This is a genomic window from Streptomyces sp. RLA131, assembly GCF_056270125.1.
In genome coordinates, this window is the sequence record NZ_JBWDOQ010000002.1 from 6,792,370 (window position 1) to 6,811,826 (window position 19,457).

Annotated in this window: 22 protein-coding genes, 1 tRNA gene and 1 pseudogene; 11 read left to right on the top strand and 13 right to left on the bottom strand. The window is 72.4% G+C overall.

Annotation, left to right across the window (positions count from 1 at the left end; translation table 11 throughout):
• Nucleotides 1–13: 13 nt before the first annotated feature.
• Both RWE79_RS31660 and RWE79_RS31665 read right to left on the bottom strand, forming a co-directional pair.
• On the bottom strand, nt 14–145 hold the full coding sequence (locus RWE79_RS31660) for a hypothetical protein (protein ID WP_475943507.1): 132 nt from the start codon (nt 143–145) through the stop codon (nt 14–16).
• A 105-nt stretch (nt 146–250) separates the two neighbouring features.
• The gene (locus tag RWE79_RS31665) at nt 251–625 is read right to left on the bottom strand and encodes a cupin domain-containing protein (RefSeq protein ID WP_475943508.1); all 375 of its coding nucleotides are present in this window, start codon (nt 623–625) and stop codon (nt 251–253) included.
• Between the two features lie 116 nt (nt 626–741).
• Between RWE79_RS31665 and RWE79_RS31670 the strand changes: the two genes are divergently transcribed.
• Nucleotides 742–1,206 (top strand): MarR family winged helix-turn-helix transcriptional regulator, encoded by a 465-nt coding sequence (locus RWE79_RS31670; protein ID WP_475943509.1) that lies wholly within the window; start codon nt 742–744, stop codon nt 1,204–1,206.
• Between the two features lie 81 nt (nt 1,207–1,287).
• Nucleotides 1,288–1,992: an alpha/beta fold hydrolase gene (locus RWE79_RS31675; RefSeq protein ID WP_475943510.1), complete on the top strand. Its 705-nt coding sequence runs from the start codon at nt 1,288–1,290 to the stop codon at nt 1,990–1,992.
• A 35-nt stretch (nt 1,993–2,027) separates the two neighbouring features.
• Here the strand turns inward: RWE79_RS31675 and RWE79_RS31680 are convergent, their stop codons facing one another.
• Nucleotides 2,028–2,903, bottom strand: a complete 876-nt coding sequence (locus RWE79_RS31680) for a LysR family transcriptional regulator (RefSeq protein WP_475943511.1) — start codon at nt 2,901–2,903, stop codon at nt 2,028–2,030.
• Between the two features lie 71 nt (nt 2,904–2,974).
• Between RWE79_RS31680 and RWE79_RS31685 the strand changes: the two are divergent.
• A pseudogene (locus RWE79_RS31685) lies at nt 2,975–3,796 on the top strand (DMT family transporter); the annotation flags it as partial.
• 40 nt (nt 3,797–3,836) lie between these two features.
• On the opposite strand, the gene RWE79_RS31690 reads toward RWE79_RS31685, so the two are convergent.
• The 3 genes from RWE79_RS31690 to fdhD form a co-directional block, all read right to left on the bottom strand.
• Nucleotides 3,837–4,676 (bottom strand): thioesterase family protein, encoded by an 840-nt coding sequence (locus RWE79_RS31690; RefSeq protein WP_475943512.1) that lies wholly within the window; start codon nt 4,674–4,676, stop codon nt 3,837–3,839.
• Complete coding sequence (locus tag RWE79_RS31695) at nt 4,673–5,281, bottom strand: TetR/AcrR family transcriptional regulator (RefSeq protein ID WP_475943513.1); 609 nt, start codon at nt 5,279–5,281, stop codon at nt 4,673–4,675. The genes RWE79_RS31690 and RWE79_RS31695 overlap by 4 nt, the downstream gene beginning before the upstream one ends.
• Nucleotides 5,282–5,528: 247 nt before the next feature.
• Nucleotides 5,529–6,395 carry a formate dehydrogenase accessory sulfurtransferase FdhD gene (gene fdhD, locus RWE79_RS31700; protein ID WP_475943514.1) on the bottom strand — a complete coding sequence of 289 codons (867 nt, stop codon included), beginning with the start codon at nt 6,393–6,395 and terminating at the stop codon, nt 5,529–5,531.
• A gap of 250 nt (nt 6,396–6,645) precedes the next feature.
• On the opposite strand from fdhD, the gene RWE79_RS31705 reads away from it, so the two are divergent.
• Both RWE79_RS31705 and RWE79_RS31710 read left to right on the top strand, forming a co-directional pair.
• Nucleotides 6,646–7,587, top strand: coding sequence for a rhomboid family intramembrane serine protease (locus tag RWE79_RS31705; RefSeq protein WP_475943515.1), 942 nt, complete (start codon nt 6,646–6,648; stop codon nt 7,585–7,587).
• A gap of 175 nt (nt 7,588–7,762) precedes the next feature.
• A complete protein-coding gene (locus tag RWE79_RS31710; RefSeq protein WP_475943516.1) occupies nt 7,763–8,446 on the top strand; it encodes a GntR family transcriptional regulator in 684 nt (227 codons plus the stop codon).
• 144 nt (nt 8,447–8,590) lie between these two features.
• Here the strand turns inward: RWE79_RS31710 and RWE79_RS31715 are convergent, their stop codons facing one another.
• Nucleotides 8,591–9,106: a VOC family protein gene (locus tag RWE79_RS31715; protein WP_475943517.1), complete on the bottom strand. Its 516-nt coding sequence runs from the start codon at nt 9,104–9,106 to the stop codon at nt 8,591–8,593.
• A 76-nt stretch (nt 9,107–9,182) separates the two neighbouring features.
• Between RWE79_RS31715 and RWE79_RS31720 the strand changes: the two genes are divergently transcribed.
• Complete coding sequence (locus RWE79_RS31720) at nt 9,183–9,821, top strand: LysE family translocator (RefSeq protein WP_475943518.1); 639 nt, start codon at nt 9,183–9,185, stop codon at nt 9,819–9,821.
• Nucleotides 9,822–9,910: 89 nt separating this feature from the next.
• Here RWE79_RS31720 and RWE79_RS31725 read toward each other — a convergent pair whose 3' ends face one another.
• On the bottom strand, nt 9,911–10,498 hold the full coding sequence (locus RWE79_RS31725; protein ID WP_475943519.1) for an alpha/beta hydrolase: 588 nt from the start codon (nt 10,496–10,498) through the stop codon (nt 9,911–9,913).
• Between the two features lie 85 nt (nt 10,499–10,583).
• Here RWE79_RS31725 and RWE79_RS31730 point away from each other — a divergent pair, with 85 nt between their 5' ends.
• The gene (locus tag RWE79_RS31730) at nt 10,584–10,916 is read left to right on the top strand and encodes a chorismate mutase (protein ID WP_475943520.1); all 333 of its coding nucleotides are present in this window, start codon (nt 10,584–10,586) and stop codon (nt 10,914–10,916) included.
• Nucleotides 10,917–11,027: 111 nt separating this feature from the next.
• Here the strand turns inward: RWE79_RS31730 and RWE79_RS31735 are convergent, their stop codons facing one another.
• Nucleotides 11,028–12,791 carry an acyltransferase gene (locus tag RWE79_RS31735; protein WP_475943521.1) on the bottom strand — a complete coding sequence of 588 codons (1,764 nt, stop codon included), beginning with the start codon at nt 12,789–12,791 and terminating at the stop codon, nt 11,028–11,030.
• A 275-nt stretch (nt 12,792–13,066) separates the two neighbouring features.
• Between RWE79_RS31735 and RWE79_RS31740 the strand changes: the two genes are divergently transcribed.
• Entirely contained in the window at nt 13,067–14,692 is a 1,626-nt protein-coding gene (locus tag RWE79_RS31740; RefSeq protein ID WP_475943522.1) for an aldehyde dehydrogenase family protein, read from the top strand.
• Nucleotides 14,693–14,824: 132 nt separating this feature from the next.
• Nucleotides 14,825–14,909: transfer RNA gene (locus RWE79_RS31745), tRNA-Leu, on the top strand.
• Nucleotides 14,910–14,924: 15 nt separating this feature from the next.
• Here the strand turns inward: RWE79_RS31745 and RWE79_RS31750 are convergent.
• The 4 genes from RWE79_RS31750 to RWE79_RS31765 all read right to left on the bottom strand — a co-directional run bounded on the left by RWE79_RS31750 (nt 14,925) and on the right by RWE79_RS31765 (nt 16,438).
• Nucleotides 14,925–15,167: a cation-transporting P-type ATPase gene (locus RWE79_RS31750; RefSeq protein ID WP_475946215.1), complete on the bottom strand. Its 243-nt coding sequence runs from the start codon at nt 15,165–15,167 to the stop codon at nt 14,925–14,927.
• Between the two features lie 243 nt (nt 15,168–15,410).
• On the bottom strand, nt 15,411–16,034 hold the full coding sequence (locus tag RWE79_RS31755; RefSeq protein WP_475943523.1) for a hypothetical protein: 624 nt from the start codon (nt 16,032–16,034) through the stop codon (nt 15,411–15,413).
• A 13-nt stretch (nt 16,035–16,047) separates the two neighbouring features.
• On the bottom strand, nt 16,048–16,218 hold the full coding sequence (locus RWE79_RS31760; protein ID WP_475946217.1) for a hypothetical protein: 171 nt from the start codon (nt 16,216–16,218) through the stop codon (nt 16,048–16,050).
• Entirely contained in the window at nt 16,181–16,438 is a 258-nt protein-coding gene (locus RWE79_RS31765) for a CBS domain-containing protein (protein ID WP_475943524.1), read from the bottom strand. Before RWE79_RS31765 ends, RWE79_RS31760 begins: the two co-directional genes overlap by 38 nt.
• A gap of 301 nt (nt 16,439–16,739) precedes the next feature.
• Here RWE79_RS31765 and RWE79_RS31770 point away from each other — a divergent pair, with 301 nt between their 5' ends.
• Both RWE79_RS31770 and RWE79_RS31775 read left to right on the top strand, forming a co-directional pair.
• On the top strand, nt 16,740–17,810 hold the full coding sequence (locus RWE79_RS31770; protein ID WP_475943525.1) for a zinc-dependent alcohol dehydrogenase family protein: 1,071 nt from the start codon (nt 16,740–16,742) through the stop codon (nt 17,808–17,810).
• A 184-nt stretch (nt 17,811–17,994) separates the two neighbouring features.
• A complete protein-coding gene (locus RWE79_RS31775; protein WP_475943526.1) occupies nt 17,995–19,248 on the top strand; it encodes an NAD(P)/FAD-dependent oxidoreductase in 1,254 nt (417 codons plus the stop codon).
• Nucleotides 19,249–19,457 lie beyond the last annotated feature (209 nt).

The following is a 19,457-nucleotide window of genomic DNA, read 5'->3' on the forward strand; positions in this document are numbered from 1 at the left end:
ACCGCGCCGCCGGTCAGGAGTTGCCGGAGAACAGCCCCGGGCTGGTGTCGCCCGGGGTGCCGAACACGCCGCTGGGGCCGTCGACGAACGCGGCCCCGGTGAGCAGGGCGATGGCGGCGAGGGCGGCGCTGAAGAAGCGGCGCATGGTGAGTCTCCTTGGACGTCGAAGGTGGGCCGGACGTCCACTGGATACCGTAAACAGCCCGGCGCGCCGCCGCATTTCACTCCTCCGAGGGCGCGGCGGCGGCCGTCAGCGGCCCCACGGGGGCGACACCCGCGAGCCGTCGGGGAAGACGCCCTGAAGGCCACGGCTGGTGGTGACCCAGACCGTGGCCGGCTCGTCGCCGAGGTTGTCGAAGGCCAGGGCGGATCCGGCCGGTGCGATCGCCACATCGCCGGGGGAGAGGTGGTGCCGTTCGCCGTCGAGGGTGAGCCGCAATGAGCCGGTGAGCATCAGGAAGACCTCCTCGCGGCTGATGGTGTGGGCCGGTGTCTCGGTGCCGGCCGGGATCTCGCCGCGCCAGGCGCACAGTTCGGTGCTGCCGAGCGCGGAGGCGGCGTACGAAACGAAGCGGGTGCCGTGCATCTCGTGGACGACGGCGTCATGGGGGCGGACGACGGGCATGGCTGACCTCCGGGAGGAGCGGGGACGGGCAGGGGCGAGTGGGGACGAGCGGGGACGAGTTTTTAGGCAAGTAACTTGAGTAAGTTGCTTGCCCATATGGTCAAGCTGCTTGCGCAATGTGTCAAGCTTGGCCCGTGAACGAAGACGACGCCATGGCGCTGAGCGCCACCCTCCTGGCCGCCGCCGGCGACCTGGTCACCCGGATCCACGAGGGCGTGCGGGCCCGGGGCTTCGACGACCTGCGCCCCGCCCACGGCTTCGCCTTCGCCCGGATGTCCGCCGCCGGCGCCACCGTCAGCGAACTCGCCGACCACCTCGGCTTCACCCGCCAGGCGGCCAGCCAGCTCGTCGACGAACTCGTCCGCAAGGGCTACGCCGAACGTCACCCCCACCCCGACGACGCCCGGTCCCGCCTCGTCGTCCTCACCGACCGGGGCCGCGCCTGTACCCGCGCGGCCGAGCAGGCCGCCGCCGACGCCGTACGCCCCTGGACCGCCGTCCTCGGCGAACGCCGGCTGCGCGCACTCCACGACGACCTGGCGCGGATCGCCCCCGGCGGACCGATCCGCCCCACCTGGTAGCCGCCGGGCAGGGGTGCGGCCGGGGCATTGTCGGGGCGGCGGGCCGGGAATGCCCTGCCCGCCAAGGGAGTTGAGAACCGTATGACGGAAGCCGAGCGGTTGCGGGTACGCGAGTGGGGCGACGGCGAGCGGCTGGCCGTCCTGGTGCACGGCATCACCAGCGACTCCGGCAGCTGGTGGCGGCTCGGCCCCGCCCTGGCCGAACGCGGCTACCACGTCCTCGCACCCGACCTGACCGGCCACGGACAGAGCCCGCACACCGACACGTACACCGTGGACGCCTGGACCGAGGCACTGGTGGCCGCCGTACCCACCGGCCCGGACCTTCTGCTCGGCCACTCCCTCGGCGGGTTGCTGGCCGCCCTCGCGGCCGACCGGATCCGTCCGGCCCGCGTCGTCTACGAGGAGCCGGCCTGGTCGCCGTCGGCCGACCCGGCGATCCTGCGCGGCATCCTCGCCCAGAAGTCCTGGACGCCCCAGGACCTCCAGGCCCAGTACCCCGGCTGGGCGCCGGAGTCACGGCTGGCCAAGTACGACGCCCTCCAGCGCTGGGACACCACCACCCTGCGCGCCTTCGACCGCTTCCAGCACCACCTGCCGACGAGCCCCGCCGTCCCCTCCCTGGTCCTCACCGCCGACCCCAGCGACTTCGTCCCCCCGGGCCGCGCCGCCGAACTGACCGCCCTGGGCTACGAGGTCCGCCCCGTCCCCGGCGCCGGCCACATCGTCCACCACGACGACTTCGACGGCTTCCTCAAGGCCCTGGACGGCTGGCTGCGTTCCTGAGCCCCGCCTCTTCCCGGCCTTCCTTCCCCGCTTTTCTACCCCGCGCTGCCGACCAGGGCCGTCACGGCCGGCAGCCACGGCCGCGAGGCCGGGCCGGAGAGCACCAGCCGCCGGTGCTCCGGCCGCCGCAGCGGTACGAGGACCAGGTCGGCCGGCAGCATCGCCCCTGCCAGGCCCGGCACGACGGAGACACCGATACCGGCGTGCACCATGGCGATCAGCGTGCCCAGTTCACGGATCCGGTGCACCGGGGCGAAGCGCAGGCCCGCGCGGCGGAAGATCTCCCGGATCCGGGGCTCGCAGCCGCCGAGGGAGAGCAGGAAGGGGTCGTCCTCCAGGTCGGTCACGTCGACCTCCGGCTCACCGGCCAGCGGGTGGTCGCGGCGCACCACCGCGTGGAAGGCGTCCGCCACCAGCAGCCGGGAACCGGGCGGCTCGGACTGCGGGTCGACCAGCACGGCGGCGTCGGCGGTGCCGGACTCCAGCCAGGCCGACAGCTCCTCGTCGTCACCTTCGAAGATCCGTACCCGGATCCGGGGATGGGCCGCCGACCAGTGCTTGAGCAGGTCCGGCAGCAGCCCCTGGCAGACGGTCTGCGGCGCGGCGAGCCGTACCGTCCCGGCGGGTGCGCGGCCCAGCCGGGAGGCGATGGTGGTGACCGCGTCGGCGGACACCACGGCGGCGCGGGCGTGCGGCAGGATCCGCGCGCCGAGCGCGGTCGGCCGCACCGGGGCGTCCCGGTGCACCACCGGCGCGCCGAGCGTGCGCTCCAGAGCGGCGACCGCGTGCGAGACCGCCGACTGGCTGACGGCGAGCTCCAGCGCGGCACTGCCGAAACCACCGGTGTCCGCCACCGCGAGCAGCGCGCGCAACTGGGCCAGATTGACCGATGCTGAGGACGGCCGGGTCATGAGCAGGTCTCATCTCATGGTAGGCATGACTTGTTGGACTCATGACTACCGCGACCGCCACCGTGATGTCCATGGGGACTTCACGAACACCGTCGAGGACATGGCTGCCGGGCTTCGTCGCACTCTCCGCGATCTGGGGATCCAGCTTCGCGCTCATCAAGATCGCGGTCGACGCGGGCATGCCGCCCGCCTGGGTCGCGCTGTGGCGCTGCGCGCTCGGCGCGGCGGCGCTGTGGACGATCCTGGCGGTGCGGCGCCTGCACATCCCGCGCGACCCGCGAACCTGGGGCCACGCGGCGGTCGTCGCCCTGCTGCTGCACACCGTGCCCTTCGTCCTCTTCCCCTTCGGCGAGACCCGGATCAGCTCCGTCCAGGCCGGGGTGTGGAACGCCACGACCCCGCTGTTCACCATGATCTGCTCGGCGGCCGCACTGCGCACCGAACGGCTGGGGATACGCCAACTCATCGGACTGGCGCTGGGGTTCGGCGGCGTCCTGGTCGTCCTCGACGCCTGGCGCGGCCCCGGCCCCGGCCCCGGACAACTGACCGGCAGCCTCGCCTGCCTGGGGGCCGCCCTGTGCTACGGCGTCGGCTTCACCTACAGCCGCCGCCACCTCACCGGCCTGCCGCAGTCGGCGACCGCGCTGGCCACCGTCCAGATCACCGCCGGAGCCGCCGAACTCGCCCTCGTCGCCCCCGCGCTGGGCGGCCCGCCCCGCTGGCCGGGGGCGAACGCGGCGGCGGCACTGCTGGTCCTGGGCGTGATCGGCACCGGCGTCGCCTACATCATCAACGTCGGACTGCTGCGTACGGCGGGCGCGACCGCCGCGTCCACCGTCACCTACGCCATGCCGCTGTGGTCCACCGCACTCGGCGCGCTGCTGCTCGCCGAGCCGGTCGGGGCGAACACCGCCGCGGGCGGGGTGCTGATCGTCATGGCCGTGGCGCTCGTACGCGTGCGAGCTGACGCGACTGCGCCACCAGCCGTCCTGTCGAGTCCCACACCTCTGCGTCCTCCTCCATGTAGCCGTCGGCGAAGTTCCGGGTCGAGTGGCTGATCCGCAGCCAGCCCGGGGCGGGCCTCGCCCGGACATGGGCGGTCAGCTCCAGGGTCGGCGCCCAGCCGTCGATGCCGAGGTCGAAGGAGACCGGCGGCAGGCTGTCCACGGCGAGCAGCAGCATCAGCGGATCGGGCTCGCGGCCGTCGGGCAGCCGCAGCCAGCCCTGGATGAGTCCCCGCCCGGTGGGCGCGCCCACCGCCCAGCCGACGGTGGCCGGGTCGAGCCGCAGCTCGACACTGTCCAGCATCGGGGCCTCCTTAAGGAAGGCCGGCGGGGCCAGTTCGGTGCCGACGCAGCGTTCGGGCGTCGGCAGCTCCGGCGGGGTGGCGGAGGTGCGCACATCGCCCTCGGCATGACCGTCCAGGTCACCGTAGGTGGCGATGGCCCGCAGCCGCTCCTGGCCGTCCTGGGCGAGCGACACCGTGCCGGTGGAGACCGAACGGCCGCGCCGCAGGGTCTCGGTGCTCAGGGTCGCCGGGCCGGGCCGCGAGGCCGACAGGTAGTAGGCGCTGATCGAGAACGGATCCCGGTGCCCCTCCTGGCCGGCGCCCAGCTCGGCGGCGAGCGCCCGGCCGGCCAGGGCCAGCAGCAGGCCGCCGTTGATGCCCATGCCGATCCGCCAGCTCTCGTGCAGCTCGGCGTCGTACAGGCCCGGGGTGCCCGGGCGTGGCGTGACGGCCGTGTCGCGGTCGAACCCGAATATCTGGCTCATGATCCGTGTTCCTGTCCTTCGTTCAGCAGGCCGAAGGCGCGGAACAGCGCCTCCAGCGCGTCATCGACGTCCGCCGTCCCCGTCGCCAGGGGCAGCGAACCCCACATCCACAACTGCGCCAGCCCCTGCAGGCCGGCCCACAGTGCCCCGGTCAGCAGCGGGGCGTCGTCACCGGGCCGCCAGCCCTCCCCCTGGGCGGCCCGCACCAGCATGACCAGGTCCTCGAAACAGGTCAGGCTGACCCGGCTCAGCTCCCGGTCGTCCGGGTCGAGCAGATCGTGCCGGAACATCAGCGTGAACATCGCCGGGTGCGCGAGCGCGTACGCGACGTATCCGCGCCCGCCGCCGCGCAGCCGCTCGACCGCGCGGACCCCCTGCGGGCACCGAGCGGCGGCCCGGTCGGCGCCACGCCGCATCTGACGGAAGCCGATGGTCGCCACGGCGGACAGCAGCGCCGCCCGGTGCGGGAAGTGCTTCAGAGGTGCCCCGTGCGACACGTTCGCGCGCCGGGCGATGGCCCGCAGCGTCAGCCCTTCGACCCCGTCCTCGGCGAGTACGTCCAGGGCGGCGTCCAGCAGGCGGCGGCGCGGGTCGGCGGTGGTCACGGTAGACAGTGTCTACCGGGGAGGTGGACAGTGTCTACCCCGAGATGGGGCCGGGGGTGGCTGTGTATGCAGGATCCGTTGCGCCCGAAGTGACTGGATATTGCATACAGGATTCCCCGTCCGAACCGCCGGCTCGTGTATGCACGATCCAACCCGCCCCACCACCCGGCTCCCGTGTATGCAGGATCCGATCCGCCCCCTAGTGGGGAGCGGGCGACGGGGGCTCCCGGCGTCGGGGGTGCACGCGCTACCCCGCCGGGAGGTCCCCGACCCGCGTGCGCAGGGCGATGCGCTGCTCCCCGGCGTACACGTTCATGGAAGCGCCCCGCAGGAAGCCCACCAGGGTCAGCCCGGTCTCGGCGGCCAGGTCGACGGCCAGCGACGACGGGGCCGAGACCGCCGCCAGTACCGGGATGCCGGCCATGACGGCCTTCTGCGCCAGCTCGAACGAGGCCCGCCCCGACACCAGCAGGACCTTCCCGGCCAGCGGCAGCAGGCCCTGCTGCAGGGCCCGCCCCACCAGCTTGTCCACGGCGTTGTGGCGCCCCACGTCCTCGCGTACGTCCAGCAGTTCGCCGTCGGCGGTGAACAGCGCGGCGGCGTGCAGGCCCCCGGTCCGGTCGAAGACCTGCTGGGCCGCGCGCAGCCGGTCGGGGAGGGCGGCCAGCAGCTCGGGTTCGAGGCGGATCGGGGGAGCGTCCGGGGCGTCGGCGATCGGCCAGCGCGCCTGCGTACGCACCGCGTCCAGGCTCGCCTTGCCGCACAGTCCGCAGGAGGAGGTCGTGTAGACGTTGCGTTCTAGGGTGATGTCGGGGACCGGGACGCCGGGTGCGAGCCGCACATCCACGATGTTGTAGGTGTTCGCGCCGTCGACCGTCGCGCCCGCGCAGTAGACGATGTTCGCCAGCTCGTCCGCGCTGCCGAGCACCCCCTCGCTGACCAGGAAGCCCGCCGCGAGTGCGAAGTCGTCACCCGGTGTGCGCATGGTGATGGCCAGCGGCTTGCCGTTCAGCCGGATCTCCAGCGGCTCCTCGGCGACCAGCGTGTCCGCGCGGTGGCTCTCGGCCCCGTCCCTGATGCGCAGTACGCGGCGCCGCTCGGTGACCCGTCCCATGGTGATCAGTCCCGTCAGTTCCGGTGCTGTACGTGCTCGAAGCCGAAGCGCTCCCTGACACAGAGGTTGCCACGGGCGGCCGGCCGGTGGTGCGGCGCCCCGGGTCGCTGGCAGTCGACAGGATATTGTCTACAGTATGCCTTCCGGGGATGGTCGCGGTGTCATGCCGCGGTTGACGGCTCGTCCTCCGCGCGGGTACAAACGTGCGAATCTGCCGCGCATCACGTCCTGTTCGGAGCCCCGACCTCCCGTGACCACCACCGAAGCCGACCAGGGCGCCCAGCCGCCGGTCACGACCTGCTACCGGCACCCCAAGCGGGAGTCGTACGTCCGGTGCACCCGCTGCGACCGCTACATCTGCCCCGACTGCATGCGCGAGGCGTCCGTGGGTCACCAGTGCGTCGGCTGCGTACGGGAGGGCAGCCGGAGTGTCCGCCAGGCCCGCACGATCTTCGGCGGCCGGGTCGCCGGCAGCGCGGTCCCCGTCGTGACGTACACCCTGGTCGCGCTCAATGTGCTGATGTACCTCGCCGAGCTGATCCGCCCGGAGATCGTCGACCGGTTGTCGGCCCTCGGCCAGGGCCTGCTGGGCTCCGACGGCCAGTGGTACGTCTTCGACGGCCACGGCTATCCGGACGTCGCCACCGTGGGCATCGCCTACGGCGAGTGGTACCGCCTGGTCACCTCGGCCTTCCTCCATGCGCTGCCGACCCAGGGCTACTTCGGGATCACGCACATCCTGTTCAACATGTACTCCCTGCTCCTCCTCGGGCGGGTCATCGAAGGACAGCTCGGCCGGCCGCGCTACCTCGCCCTCTATCTGCTCTCCGCCGTCGGCGGCGGTGTCGCCCAGTACCTGATCGCGCCCACCCAGGGCGCGGTCGGCGCGTCGGGCGCGATCTTCGGACTGGCGGCCGCCTACTACGTGTTCAGCCGCCGCCTGCACCACGATCCGCTGGGCGGCAACCGGTTGATCACCGGATTCCTGCTCTGGATGCTGATCTCGGCCGGCATCACCTCCTGGGAGGGGCACCTCGGCGGACTGCTCACCGGCGGTGCCGTCGGTCTGGCGTTCGCGTACGCCCCGAGGAACCGGCGGGCGGCGGCGCAGGCGTTCGGAGCGGTCGCCATGGCGGTGGTGCTGGTGGTGCTGGTGGTGCTGAAGACCCGGGAACTGACCGGCGCGGCCTGAAGCCGGTCCACCGGCACCGGCTGGAAGGGGCCGGACTCCGGCTCGCCGGTATGCGGACGACGCGTCACTCCTTGTCGCTCACTCCCTGTCGCGCTTGTGCCACGCTGCGGGTTGTACTCCGTAGACTGTAGACGAAAGCCAATATCCATTCGCCTGAAGAGAACGGGGGGCACCGATGTTGTCCACTGCACTGCCACAGGGAGCCGTACCCAAGCTGGAACGCCCCGGACCGCTGCGCGAGCGCGTCTACGAAGCGCTCCTCGAACTGATCATCACCCGTGCCCTGCACCCCGGCCAGCACCTGGTCGAGACCGAACTCGCCGGCCACCTCGGTGTATCGCGGCAGCCCGTACGCGAAGCGCTCCAGCGCCTCAACACCGAGGGCTGGGTCGACCTCCGCCCCGCCCAGGGCGCGTTCGTCCACGAGCCCACCGACGACGAGGCCGACCAGCTGCTCGTCGTCCACGCCCTCCTCGAAGCCGAGGCCGCCCGCCTCGCCGCCGTCAATGTCTCCGACAAGGGTCTCAAGCACCTCGACGAGCTCTGCTCGGCCGGTGAACGTGCCGTCGAGGCCGACGACATCGACGCGGTGGTCACCGCCCATGCCGCCTTCCACGCCTACGTGATGGAGCTGGCGGGAAACGCCGTCCTCGCCGAACACGCCGCCCAGGTCGAGCGGCGCGTCCGCTGGTACTACACCCCCGTGGCCCGGCAGCGCGGCACCCAGGCGTGGAACGAGCACCGCAAGCTGATCATCGCCATCGCCGAGCGTGACGGATCCCGCGCCCAGCAGGTCATGCGCACCCACACCGAGCACACCCACAACGCGTACCACCAGCGTGAGAAGCACGCGGACTGAGCCACGAGCCGACGGCCGCGAGCCGAGCCGACCGCCACCAGCCGCCGACCGCCACGAGCAGCCGGGAGCCGCCGGGCAGCCGGGAGCCGTCGGAGCCGCCGGGGCAGCCGGGAGGCGCCGGAGCCGCCGGGGCAGCCGCCGCGTCTAGAGCAACCGGATGCCCTCGAACTGCCCGAGGTTCTCGCGGTAGAGCTCCAGGTTGAGACCGTTCGGATCGCGGACGTACAGGCTGTTGTCCACGCCGCGGTCGGGACCGAGGTAGTCGAAGCCGGCCGCGTCGAAACGATCCTTCGCGGCCGTGAACTGCTCGGCGGTCACCGACAGGGCCAGGTGCTGGAGGCCGCCGACGGTCTCGTGCTGTTCGGGGTGTTCGTGGCCGGGGAAGTCGAAGAAGCCCAGCAGGTTGCCGTTGCCGATGTCGAAGAAGAAGTGGCTGGAGCCGGCGTAGTCCCTGTTCTCCACCAGCTCGACCAGCGGGAAGCCCAGGAAGTCCTGGTAGAAGGCGATTGTCTCCTCGACGTCCCGGCAGATGAACGCCGCGTGGTGGATACCGGCCGCGGTGGTCGCCGGCCGCTCCGAAACCGGACGCAGATACTTGGTCCGCAGCGCGTCCCGCCGTTCGCGCACCGCTTCGAGTTCCTTGCCCTGGGGCTCGGCCATGATCTGATCGCCTCCTGATGACGTCCGCGGGAAAATCCCGATGCCCGTGAGGGCCTACTCGCTATATCTTCCCGGCATGGTGTCACTTGACCGACTCGCCGCCTTCGCCGCGATGTCGCTGCTCATCTGTGTGATCCCCGGTCCCAGTGTGCTCTTCGTCGTCGGCCGGGCGCTCGCCCACGGCCGCCGCGTCGCCCTGACCTCCGTCGCCGGCAACACGCTGGGCTCGTACGTCCTGGTGGCGGCCGTCGCCCTGGGGGTCGGCCCGGTCGTGGAGCGTTCCGCGCTGCTGTTCGCGACCCTGAAGCTGGCGGGCGCCGGTTACCTGGTGTACCTCGGGGTCAAGGCCCTGCGCGAGCGCCGGTCACTGTTCCTGACCGCGGGGGAGCGGCAGGCACCACGCGGCATGCTGCGCACGCTCGGCGAGGGTTTCGCGGTGGGGGTCTCCAACCCCAAGACCATGGTGTTCTACGCGGCCGTGCTGCCGCAGTTCGTGGACCGCGAGGCAGGGCGGGTGGCGGTGCAGATGCTGCTCCTCGGCCTGATCTTCAACGCCGTCGCCCTGGTCTCCGACTCGACGATGGGTCTGGCCGCCTCCGCCGCCCGTTCCTGGTTCGCCCGCTCCCCGAAGCGGCTGTCCATGGTGGGCGGAGCCGGTGGTCTGGCGATGATCGGGCTCGGCGTCACGGTCGCGGCGACGGGCCGTACGGACTGACCCCGCAGCAGCCGGGGAGCGCCCACCGCAGCCACCGGGGAGCGCCCCGGGGCCTACGTGGCCTAGGGGGCCTACGTGGCCTATGGGGCCTACCCAGCAGCGGGGCCCAGCAGCGTGTCGAGCAGCACCGGGAAGCCGGCGTCCGCCCCGCCCACCCGGTCGCCCGTGAAGTGGCCGTGCCCGCGGAACTCCCGGTAGTGGAGCCCGGCGACGCGCTTCCGGATCAGCCGCACACTCTCCTGGATGTCCGCCGAGTCGTCGTCGGAGTGGAAGAGCCAGATGCCCGCCGTACGCGAGGCGAGGCCCGGGTCGAGGTCGAAATCGAAGAACGCGGGTGCCACCGAGCCGTCCGGATCGAGCCAGGGGCCCACCAGCACCAGGCGTCCCACCCGCTGCCGCGGGTGCTCGCTGAGCCACCGCAGCAGGAAGCCGGCCCCGCAGGAGTGGCCCACCAGCAGGGTGTCGGGGCCGGTGTCGTAGCGCTCGAACTCCGCGCGCCAGGCCGGGTAGTCGGGCGCGTAGGCCAACGGCATCTCGGGGGTGTGCGCGGGGATGTCCCGTATGATCAGCTGTTTGGCCAGCCATGGCAGCCACTGCTGGTTGCTGGGCGAGAGTACGCCGGGATCGTAGAACTCCGCGCGGGGTGGGGACCCGTGGACGATGATCGCGTTCGGCATTGTCCGAGCATAAGGACGGCCCGGGCGAGCGGATAGGGTGCTGCCGTCCCCTTCCTCCCCGACCAGGAACGTGAGTGAGTAGCGCATGACTGAGCAGCCGTCCGGCGGCGACGAGGTGTTGCGGCGCCTGCGGTATCTGCGCGGCAGTATCGACAACCTCGACGCGGCCCTCGTTCATCTGCTCGCCGAGCGCTTCAAGGCCACCCAGCAGGTCGGCGAGCTGAAGGCCGCGCACAACCTGCCGCCGGCCGACATGGCCCGGGAGGCCCAGCAGATCGCGCGCCTGCGGGCGATGGCCGAGGACGCGCACCTGGATCCGGCGTTCGCGGAGAAGTTCTTGAACTTCATCATCGACGAGGTCATCCGCCACCACAAGGCGATCGCCGAGAAGGTCGTGACCGGCGATGGGAGTGCCTGAGACGCGACCCTGACCGACGTACCGCGCCGCGACGTACCGCGCCGCGACGTACCGCGCCGCGACGTACCGCGCCGCGACGTACCGCGTCGCGCCGCGCCGCGTCACGTCACGTCACGCGTGCGACACCGATGCCGACGCCGACGCCGACGCCGACGCCGACGCCGCAGGCTCCGGCCGGTGGACGCCGCGCGGCCGGTAGCCGAGCCGGTCGGAGACGCCCGCCAGGTCGGCCAGGTACCAGGTGATGGCGAGCCACATCTCGGTTCCCTGGAGACCCGGCTCGGTACCGGGGCCCGGGCCGCCGTCGGCCGGGGGGCCGAAACCGAAACCGGCCCCGTCCCGCCAGCGGAGCAGGGTGCGGGAGAGCTGGTCCTGTGCCCAGGCGCGGATCTCGGCCGTCCGGTGGGCGGTGCGCCGCGACGCCACCCACAGCGGATGGGCGACGTCCAGTACGTTGCAGGCGTTCTCCCGCCCCTCCGCGAACCAGCGCGGATCGCGGCCGTGGGTGAGTACGGTGTCAATGACCCGCTCCGGGTGCGGCACGTCCACGCCGAACTGGGCGTAGCTGCCGCGGACGAGGCGGTAGTACCCGTTGACCACCTGCAACCGGCCCGCGGGGTACGACTCGGGCTCGCCCCACATGCCCGTCCACGGGTCGACGCGGAGGGTCAGCCAGCCGAACAGCGCCTCCAGGGCGCCGGGAGCCGCGGCGCCGGCGCCCAGCTCGCGGTTACGGTGGGCGGCGGTGGCCCAGGAGTCCACCCAGGCGCCGGCCGACCAGGCCCGTGTCCGCCAGGGCAGGGACTCCAGCCGCGCGATGAGCTGACTGGCCGTCATATTCCGTGCGGCGTGGACGGGATGGGCGAGGCGGGAGTCCAGCAGGTCCAGCGCGTAGCCCACGGACAGTACGTGGTACTCGGCGCTGCCGTCGTCGATCCAGCCGTCGTCGCCGGGCGCGGGCAGGACGCCGGGGCCGCCGTCGGAGGCGTACTCGGGCACCAGTCCGCTGCGGGGATCCTGCAGGGCGCGCAGGCGTTGGGCGTGTTCGGCGGCGGGCAGTTGCGGCGGGGGCGCGTGCAGGAGCAGGTCGGTGATCTCGACGGCGTCGCAGTGGGCGCGGACGGTGGCGGGGGCTCCCGGCCGGTCGGTGTAGTGGCCGGCGTCCGGGTTCCAGCAGCGGGCGACGACCTCGGCGGCCTGCTCCCTGACCCGCTCGCCGAACCGCGCGACGGCACCGCCCAGTTCACCGCTCCGACCACCGCTCCGACCACCGCTACGTCCGTCACTTCGACCGTCACTGCGACCGCCGCGCCGGTCGCGCAGCGGCCGGGCGGGGTTGCCGGCCGCGATCGTCCAGTGGGGGAGGTCGTGGGTCACGACGGCGCCGGCGCCGATGACGCAGTGGTCGCCGATCGTCACCCCGTCCAGGACGACGACGTTCGAGCCGATCCACACGTCGTCGCCGACGATGATGCCCTTGCTGGTGTGGTCCTGCCGGAACACGGGTTGGTCGGGGGCGAATCCGTGGTTGAACCCGAGGAGCGAACTGTGCGCCCCGATGCGCACGCCGTGGCCGAGGGTCACACGTCCGCGGACCGTGGCGAAGGGATTGACGGTGCAGTCGGCCCCCGTCGTCAACTCACCGGTGACGTAGGCGTGTCCCGCGATGTAGGAGTTCTCGCCGAGCACGAGGGCATCGCTGAACACCCCGGCGGCGGGTGAGACGAAGCAGCGTGGCCCGAGGCTCGCCCCGCTGTCGGTCAACCGTCGCTGGCGCGCCTGCTGCGCGGCGCGCTGGGCGGCCGAGGCGCGCCGGTCGAAATCCCAGGGGCAGTAGTCGAAGTGCGAGTCGTCGACGGCGGTTCCCGAGTCCATCCGGCCGAGTCTAGAGAGCGCTTACTGCCTCGGCAATGCCGCCATCGCGCCACCGCACTTGAGCCAGATTCTAGGCGGCACCCGCGAAATGGTCCTGGTGCACCACGAGGACCGCGCCGCCGTCGGCGACCCCGACACGGACCTCGGGGCGTGCCTGGACCGACTGCGTACGAGTCATGAGCTGCCCCGCATACCGACGTGGTGCGCGGCTTCGTCCACACGCGTGGTGGCGCGCCGCGCGAGATCCGCCCCGAATCACGAGCGGAGTACACCCGATGACCCCGAGCCCGACCAACCCCCTCGCCCCACCCGCACCCTTCACCCCACCGAGCCCCCTCGCCCCACCCACCTCCCTCGCCCCACCGAGGCCCCTCGCTCTCAAGCCCGGAACCACCTGGTCGGACGCCTGGCAGCGCTGTCTGGCCACCGCCCCCGAGGCATTCCGGGACGACCGCGTCCTCAACCTCTGGCAGGGCGCCTGGCACGCCGACGGCCGCATCCTGCCCACCACCTCACCCGTCGACGGCACCCCCATCGCCGGCCTGCCCCGGCTCGACGCCGCCGGCGCCCACATCGCCGTACGTGCCTGCCTCGACCAGCACCGTGCCTGGCGCGGCGTCCCGCTCGCCGAACGCAAGGCGCGGGTCGCCGCCGCCCTGGACGCCCTCGTAGAGCACCGCGACCTCCTCTCCCTCCTCCTGGTCTGGGAGATCGGCAAGCCCTGGCGCCTCGCCCGCGCCGACGTCGACCGCGCCATCGACGGTGTGCGCTGGTACGTCGACGAGATCGACGCCATGGTCCGCGGGCGCACCCCGCTCCCCGGCCCGGTCAGCAACATCGCCAGCTGGAACTACCCGATGAGCGTCCTGGTCCACGCCATGCTCGTCCAGGCGCTGGCCGGCAACGCTGTCATCGCCAAGACCCCCACCGACGGCGGCCTCGCCTGCCTCACCCTCGCCTGCGCCCTGATCCACCGCGAGGGTGTCCCCGTCACCCTGGTCAGCGGCAGCGGCGGCGAACTCTCCGAGGCCCTGGTCCGCGCCCCCGAGATCGGCTGCGTCTCCTTCGTCGGCGGCCGCGACGCCGGCGGGCGTATCGCCTCCGCCGTCGCCGACCTCGGCAAACGCCACATCCTGGAGCAGGAGGGCCTCAACACCTGGGGCGTCTGGCAGTACACCGACTGGCCCGCCCTCACCACCCACATCCGCAAGACCTTCGACTACGCCAAGCAGCGCTGCACCGCCTACCCCCGCTTCGTCGTCCAGCGCTCGGCCTTCGCCGACTTCCTCGCCGCCTACCTCCCCGCCGTCCGCTCCGTACGCTTCGGTCACCCCCTCGCCGTGGCCGACCCGTCCGACGACCTCCCCGAGCTGGACTTCGGCCCCCTCATCAACGCCGCCAAGGCCAAGGAACTGGCCGACCTCGTCTCCGAGGCCATCGACCGCGGGGCCGTCCCCCTCCACCGCGGCACCCTCGCCGACGCCCTCCTCCTCCCCGGCCAGGACACCTCCGCCTACCTCCCCCCGACCACCCTCCTGGGCCCGCCGCCCTCCTCCCCCCTCCACCACGCCGAACCCTTCGGCCCCGTCGACACCATCGTTCTCGTCGACACCGAGGCCGAACTCCTCGCCGCCATGAACGCCAGCAACGGCGCCCTCGTCGCCACCCTCTCCACCGACGACGACTCCGCCTACGCCCGGCTCGCCCCCCACATCCGCGCCTTCAAGACCGGCCACAACGCCCCCCGCTCCCGGGGCGACCGCGCCGAGCTCTTCGGCGGCTTCGGCGCCTCCTGGCGCGGCGCCTTCGTCGGCGGCGAGCTGCTCGTCCACTCCGTCACCGAAGGCCCGGACCCGACCCCCGCCCCCGGCAACTTCCCGGACTACCACCTCATGCCCTGAGCCGCCCCCGCCCCGCCACCCGGCACCCGCCCGGCGCCGCACACCACAGCGTCGAATACGCAGGTGAAACGCTCCCCGAATCCTTGGTATCGTTGTCCCTGTCGCCGCGGGCAACCGCACGACACACACCTGGTCCGGGTGGCGGAATGGCAGACGCGCTAGCTTGAGGTGCTAGTGCCCTTTATCGGGCGTGGGGGTTCAAGTCCCCCCTCGGACACGTTTTTTACGCACATCAGTGGTGTCGGCCGAGTCTCGGTCGGCACCATTTGTGTTTCGTGGGAAGGCCACGGTGTTCGCCACCGAACAGGTCGGTGAACTGTGCGACGAACCGCCGCCACAGGCCCTTCCGCCTCGGCTTCGGCAGCTCGTTCGGGCCGCGTCGCTCTGTCTGCCGGAGCCGCACCTGCGCCGCCGGCAGTCCACGGGGGGATCCGTCCAGAGCGCCGAAGACCTCGGCCGGCGGCAGCCCCCACAGCGGAGTCCGGGCGGGGCGCCGAGGCCCGTCCCGCCGGAAACGGCGGGCGGCGTGTCATTTCGTGGTCCCGGTCATCCGGACCCCCGCGGGGAACACGGTGTCCGACGCGCACAGGGCCGATCAGGTGCTACGCCGGGACCGGCGGCCCGACGGCGTCAGCGTGCCCGGAGGGCCGGACGGTTCCGAAGCCGGGGGCGCCGGCCGGAGCGACCGCCGCAGGGTTCGGGTGCGCGATGCCGCCCCTCACTTCTTCTCCGACGCCCGTTCGGCGGCTTCCTTGACCGCTTTGAGGGTGGCGCGCAGCACGATGCCGACGCCGGCCGATACCAGCGTCCAGTAGCGCAGGAAGTACGCGGTGGAGTCGGGGTCGGTGCAGGCGGTGCGGGCCTCGTAGGTCAGGAGGGCCCGCCGCTCGCCGTACGGGTGGACGACGAAGGAGGCGGCCATCCTGGCCCAGCCCGGCTCGTCGAACGCGGTGAAGTCCTCCGCGGCGATCCACCGCCATTCGATGGACGGCCGCCACACCTTGCCTACCGCGCCGAAGACCAGCTCGCGGCCGGGGACCTCGCCGAGCGGCAGCCAGGGCTGCTCGCCCTTGTAGGCCAGGTCGAACAGGTCGGCGACGCGCAGCGAGGGGAGAGGCGGCGGGGTGCGGCCCAGGACCTTGTCCGGCATCGCTCGCACCCATGTCACCGCGTCGAACAGTGGGGAGTGGACGCTGAGCAGGTCGAGATCGCGTGCGGCGTCGAACACCACCCCCGGCGGAGCCGCGGCCGCGGTGCTCTCCAGACGGGTGAAGCGGAAGTCCGGCAGTACGCGGTCCAGCAGCAGCGGCGCGTCTGTCGGGGTTGGGGTCCTGGCATCCATGCGTTCCTCCGAATCACTGCCCACTCGTCAATCGTGACCGTCGTGGCCCGATTCGTCCTTGCAGGTGGGGCACTGTCGCCCGGGTGGCGGAGCCCTGGGTGTCGTCGCTCCCGTACGCGATGTGCTCGGAGACCGAGACCACGCCGTCAACGCTCCGGCACAACTGCTCGACGACGGGAACCAGGCTCTTGACCGCAACGGTTCCGCCGAGCGTGACCTGCCCCTCGCGAACCTCGACCCGTCACGTCCAGCGGGGCCAGGCCCATCGTCCGCCGCAGGACATCCTGGTTGATCCCGTCGCGAATGGCGTCGTCACGGCGCAGGAAGATCCGCAGCAGGTCGCTTCGGCTGACGACACCCATCGGGCGGTCCAGATCGTCCACGACGGGAACGGCGGTGATCATGACGCCGGCTGTGGCCACGAGTCAGGCGTGCCGGGAGCGCTGGTTCCGCCCGCTGAGGCGGAGCAGCTCGCTCCGCGGAGCGGATACCCGAGTCTCACGCTTTGGCCTGTACGCGGCCCGGGCCGCGTGACCCGGGGAGTGGTCCGAGTGGCCCATACGTGCCGCCGGGCAGGGGGTCAGGATGGAAGTACGGGCGGAAGCAGGGGCCGAGCGGGGCCGGATCGCTGCCCCGCGTGGTGGTGGTGGTGGGGCTTGGACTGCGACCGCCGGGCGACAGCGTCCTGCCAGAGAGGAACCGGTCATGAAGGCATTCGTTTTCCACGGCCCCGGGCAGTCCGCCTGGGAGGACGTCGCCGACCCCGGTGTCGAGGACCCCACGGATGCGATCGTCCGCGTCGACACCGTCACCATCTGCGGCACCGACCTGCACATCCTCAAGGGCGATGTGCCGGACGTCCGGCCCGGCACGATCCTCGGCCACGAGGCCGTGGGCGAGGTCGTCGAGGTCGGCCGTGGTGTCAGCACCGTCCGGCCCGGGGACCGGGTGCTGGTCTCGTGCATCACCGCGTGCGGGCGCTGCCGCTACTGCCGGGACAGCGCGTACGGGCAGTGCCGTGGCGGCGGGGGCTGGATCCTGGGCCACCTGATCAACGGCACGCAGGCCGAGTACGTACGGGTGCCGCACGCGGACCTGTCCGTGCACCCGCTGCCCGGCGCGGTGAACAGCCAGGACGCCGTGCTGCTGGCCGACATCTTCCCGACCGCCTACGAGGTGGGTGTCCTCAACGGCGAGGTGCGCCCCGGGGACACCGTGGTCGTGGTCGGTGCCGGGCCGATCGGGCTCGCCGCGATCGCCACGGCCCAACTCTTCTCGCCGGGCAGGATCATCGCCGTCGACCTCGCGCAGTCCCGCCTGGAGGCGGCCGGGCAGCTCGGCGCGGACGCGGTGGTCAATGCCGCCGAGGGCCCCGAACGGCTGGTCGCGGACCTCACCGAGGGACTCGGCGCGGATGTCGTCATCGAGGCGGTCGGCGTGCCCGAGAGCTTCGAGCTGTGCACCCGTATGGTGCGCCCGGGCGGCCACGTGGCCAATGTCGGCGTCCACGGCAGGCCCGCGACGCTGCACCTGGAGGACCTGTGGATCAAGAACCTGACGATCCGCACCGGCCTGGTCGACACGTACTCCACTCCCACCCTGCTGCGGATGATGGCCGCCGGACGGCTCCCCGCGTCGTCGCTGGTCACCCACAGCTTCGAACTCGACGGCATGGAGGAGGCCTACGACGTCTTCTCCCGGGCGGCGGACACCGGCGCGCTGAAGGTCGTGCTCGGTGGCAAGCACCACGACGTCGTGGCCCTCCGGGGCGCGTGAACGCGAACGTCACGGGGGACACCGGGCGCCGGATCGCACAACGGCGCGCGAGCTGGGCCTGACCCATGGGCCGCCGGCCGCCCGCCGCCCGCCGACCGCCGACCGGCTGATGTGCCGCAACGGACGCCGGGCAAGGACCAGTTGGCCCCTGTGGCCCGCGCTCGGCCCGGCGGACAGTGGCGGTATGGACAGACGCATAGTGATTCTGGGAAGCGGTGCCGGTGGCACGCTGACGGCCAATCGGTTGCTGCGTCACTACGACGAGAGCGAGTTCCGGATCATCGTGGTCGACCAGGACGACGACCACGTCCACCGGCCCGGGCTGGTCTCCGTCCCCTTCGGGCTCACCGAGCCCGAGGCTGTCGTCCGTCCGCGACACCTCCAGCTCCGCGACGGGATCGGCTTCCGCCGGGCGAAGGCCGCTGCGGTCGATCTCGACGCGGACAGGGTGCACTTCACCGACGGAACCTCCCTCGACTACGAGGTGCTGGTCCTGGCAACCGGCACGACCGCCCTGCCGGAGGAAGTCCAGGGCCTGACCGGCCCCGGACAGGGCGGGAAGGTCTTCACCCTCCACGACCTGCCCGGTGTCGTCGGCCTGCGCCGGGCCCTGGCCGCCTTCGAGGGCGGCCGGCTGGCTGTCGGCGTCGCGGGCCTGCCCGTCTCGTGCCCGGCCGTCTCGTGCCCGCCCGTCTCGTGCCCGGCCGCCGCGCTGGAGTTCTGCTTCCTCGCCGACTGGTACTTCCACCGGCGCGGGATCCGCGACCGCGTGGACCTGTCCTATGTCACCCCGCTGGACGGCGCGTTGGCCCGGCCCGCCGCCTCCCGCGTCCTGGGCCGGCTGCTGGAGGCCAAGGGCATCGAGCTGGTGACCGGCTTCACCACCGCCACCGTGGACGGCGGGGGCGGCCGCCTGGTCTCGTACGACGGCCGCGAGGTGCCCTTCGACCTGGTGGCCGTCGTACCGCCGCACAGCGCGGCCCCGTACGTCGCACGCTCCCCGGGCCTGGGCGACGAACGCGGCTTCGTCGCCGTCGGCAGACGCACCCTGCAGTCCACGGCCCGGCCCAACGTCTTCGCCATCGGCGACGCCACCGGGACGCCCGGCCCCGAACTCGTATCGGCGGCCCACAGCCAGGGGCAGGTGCTCGTGAACAACATCCGCCGGTTCCTCGCCGGCCGGCCGCTGGACGGCTCCTTCGACGGGCCCGCGAGCGGCTTCGTGGAGACCGGCTTCGGCAAGGCCCTGCTCGTCGACTTCGGTCACGACACCGAGCCGCGGTCCATGGAGTCCCGACTGAGCCGCCTCGGCAGGCGGGCGTCCTCGTGGCTGTACTGGAACAGCGTGCTCCCCGGCCGGGAACTGCCCGGCATCGGCTCGTCCATGCCCCGGCGCGGCAGGACCCGTCGTCACGCCCCGGCGCGGAGCGGCCGGTAGCGGGAGACAGTGAGCGGCCGTCGGTCCCGGACGGCGGCCGGCCGGACCCTGTCCGTCACCTCGTGGTCGTCCGACGACGGTCCTTCCCGAGCCCGCCGGTCGTGGGCGACGTGAGGACCACGACCGTGGTGGCCCGTGGCCCGCTGTGCGTCGTTCGGCCGCCACCTCGTGAGGCGGCGGCCGGGCTCACCTGTGCACCGGGTGTACCG

Coding starts and splice junctions, on each gene's coding strand:
- RWE79_RS31660 (WP_475943507.1), bottom strand. CDS start 145: ATGCGCCGCTTCTTCAGCGCCGCCCTCGCCGCCATCGCCCTGCTCACC.
- RWE79_RS31665 (WP_475943508.1), bottom strand. CDS start 625: ATGCCCGTCGTCCGCCCCCATGACGCCGTCGTCCACGAGATGCACGGC.
- RWE79_RS31670 (WP_475943509.1), top strand. CDS start 742: ATGTGTCAAGCTTGGCCCGTGAACGAAGACGACGCCATGGCGCTGAGC.
- RWE79_RS31675 (WP_475943510.1), top strand. CDS start 1,288: ATGACGGAAGCCGAGCGGTTGCGGGTACGCGAGTGGGGCGACGGCGAG.
- RWE79_RS31680 (WP_475943511.1), bottom strand. CDS start 2,903: ATGACCCGGCCGTCCTCAGCATCGGTCAATCTGGCCCAGTTGCGCGCG.
- RWE79_RS31690 (WP_475943512.1), bottom strand. CDS start 4,676: ATGAGCCAGATATTCGGGTTCGACCGCGACACGGCCGTCACGCCACGC.
- fdhD (WP_475943514.1), bottom strand. CDS start 6,395: ATGGGACGGGTCACCGAGCGGCGCCGCGTACTGCGCATCAGGGACGGG.
- RWE79_RS31710 (WP_475943516.1), top strand. CDS start 7,763: ATGTTGTCCACTGCACTGCCACAGGGAGCCGTACCCAAGCTGGAACGC.
- RWE79_RS31715 (WP_475943517.1), bottom strand. CDS start 9,106: ATGGCCGAGCCCCAGGGCAAGGAACTCGAAGCGGTGCGCGAACGGCGG.
- RWE79_RS31720 (WP_475943518.1), top strand. CDS start 9,183: ATGGTGTCACTTGACCGACTCGCCGCCTTCGCCGCGATGTCGCTGCTC.
- RWE79_RS31725 (WP_475943519.1), bottom strand. CDS start 10,498: ATGCCGAACGCGATCATCGTCCACGGGTCCCCACCCCGCGCGGAGTTC.
- RWE79_RS31730 (WP_475943520.1), top strand. CDS start 10,584: ATGACTGAGCAGCCGTCCGGCGGCGACGAGGTGTTGCGGCGCCTGCGG.
- RWE79_RS31735 (WP_475943521.1), bottom strand. CDS start 12,791: ATGGACTCGGGAACCGCCGTCGACGACTCGCACTTCGACTACTGCCCC.
- RWE79_RS31740 (WP_475943522.1), top strand. CDS start 13,067: ATGACCCCGAGCCCGACCAACCCCCTCGCCCCACCCGCACCCTTCACC.
- RWE79_RS31755 (WP_475943523.1), bottom strand. CDS start 16,034: ATGGATGCCAGGACCCCAACCCCGACAGACGCGCCGCTGCTGCTGGAC.
- RWE79_RS31765 (WP_475943524.1), bottom strand. CDS start 16,438: ATGATCACCGCCGTTCCCGTCGTGGACGATCTGGACCGCCCGATGGGT.
- RWE79_RS31770 (WP_475943525.1), top strand. CDS start 16,740: ATGAAGGCATTCGTTTTCCACGGCCCCGGGCAGTCCGCCTGGGAGGAC.
- RWE79_RS31775 (WP_475943526.1), top strand. CDS start 17,995: ATGGACAGACGCATAGTGATTCTGGGAAGCGGTGCCGGTGGCACGCTG.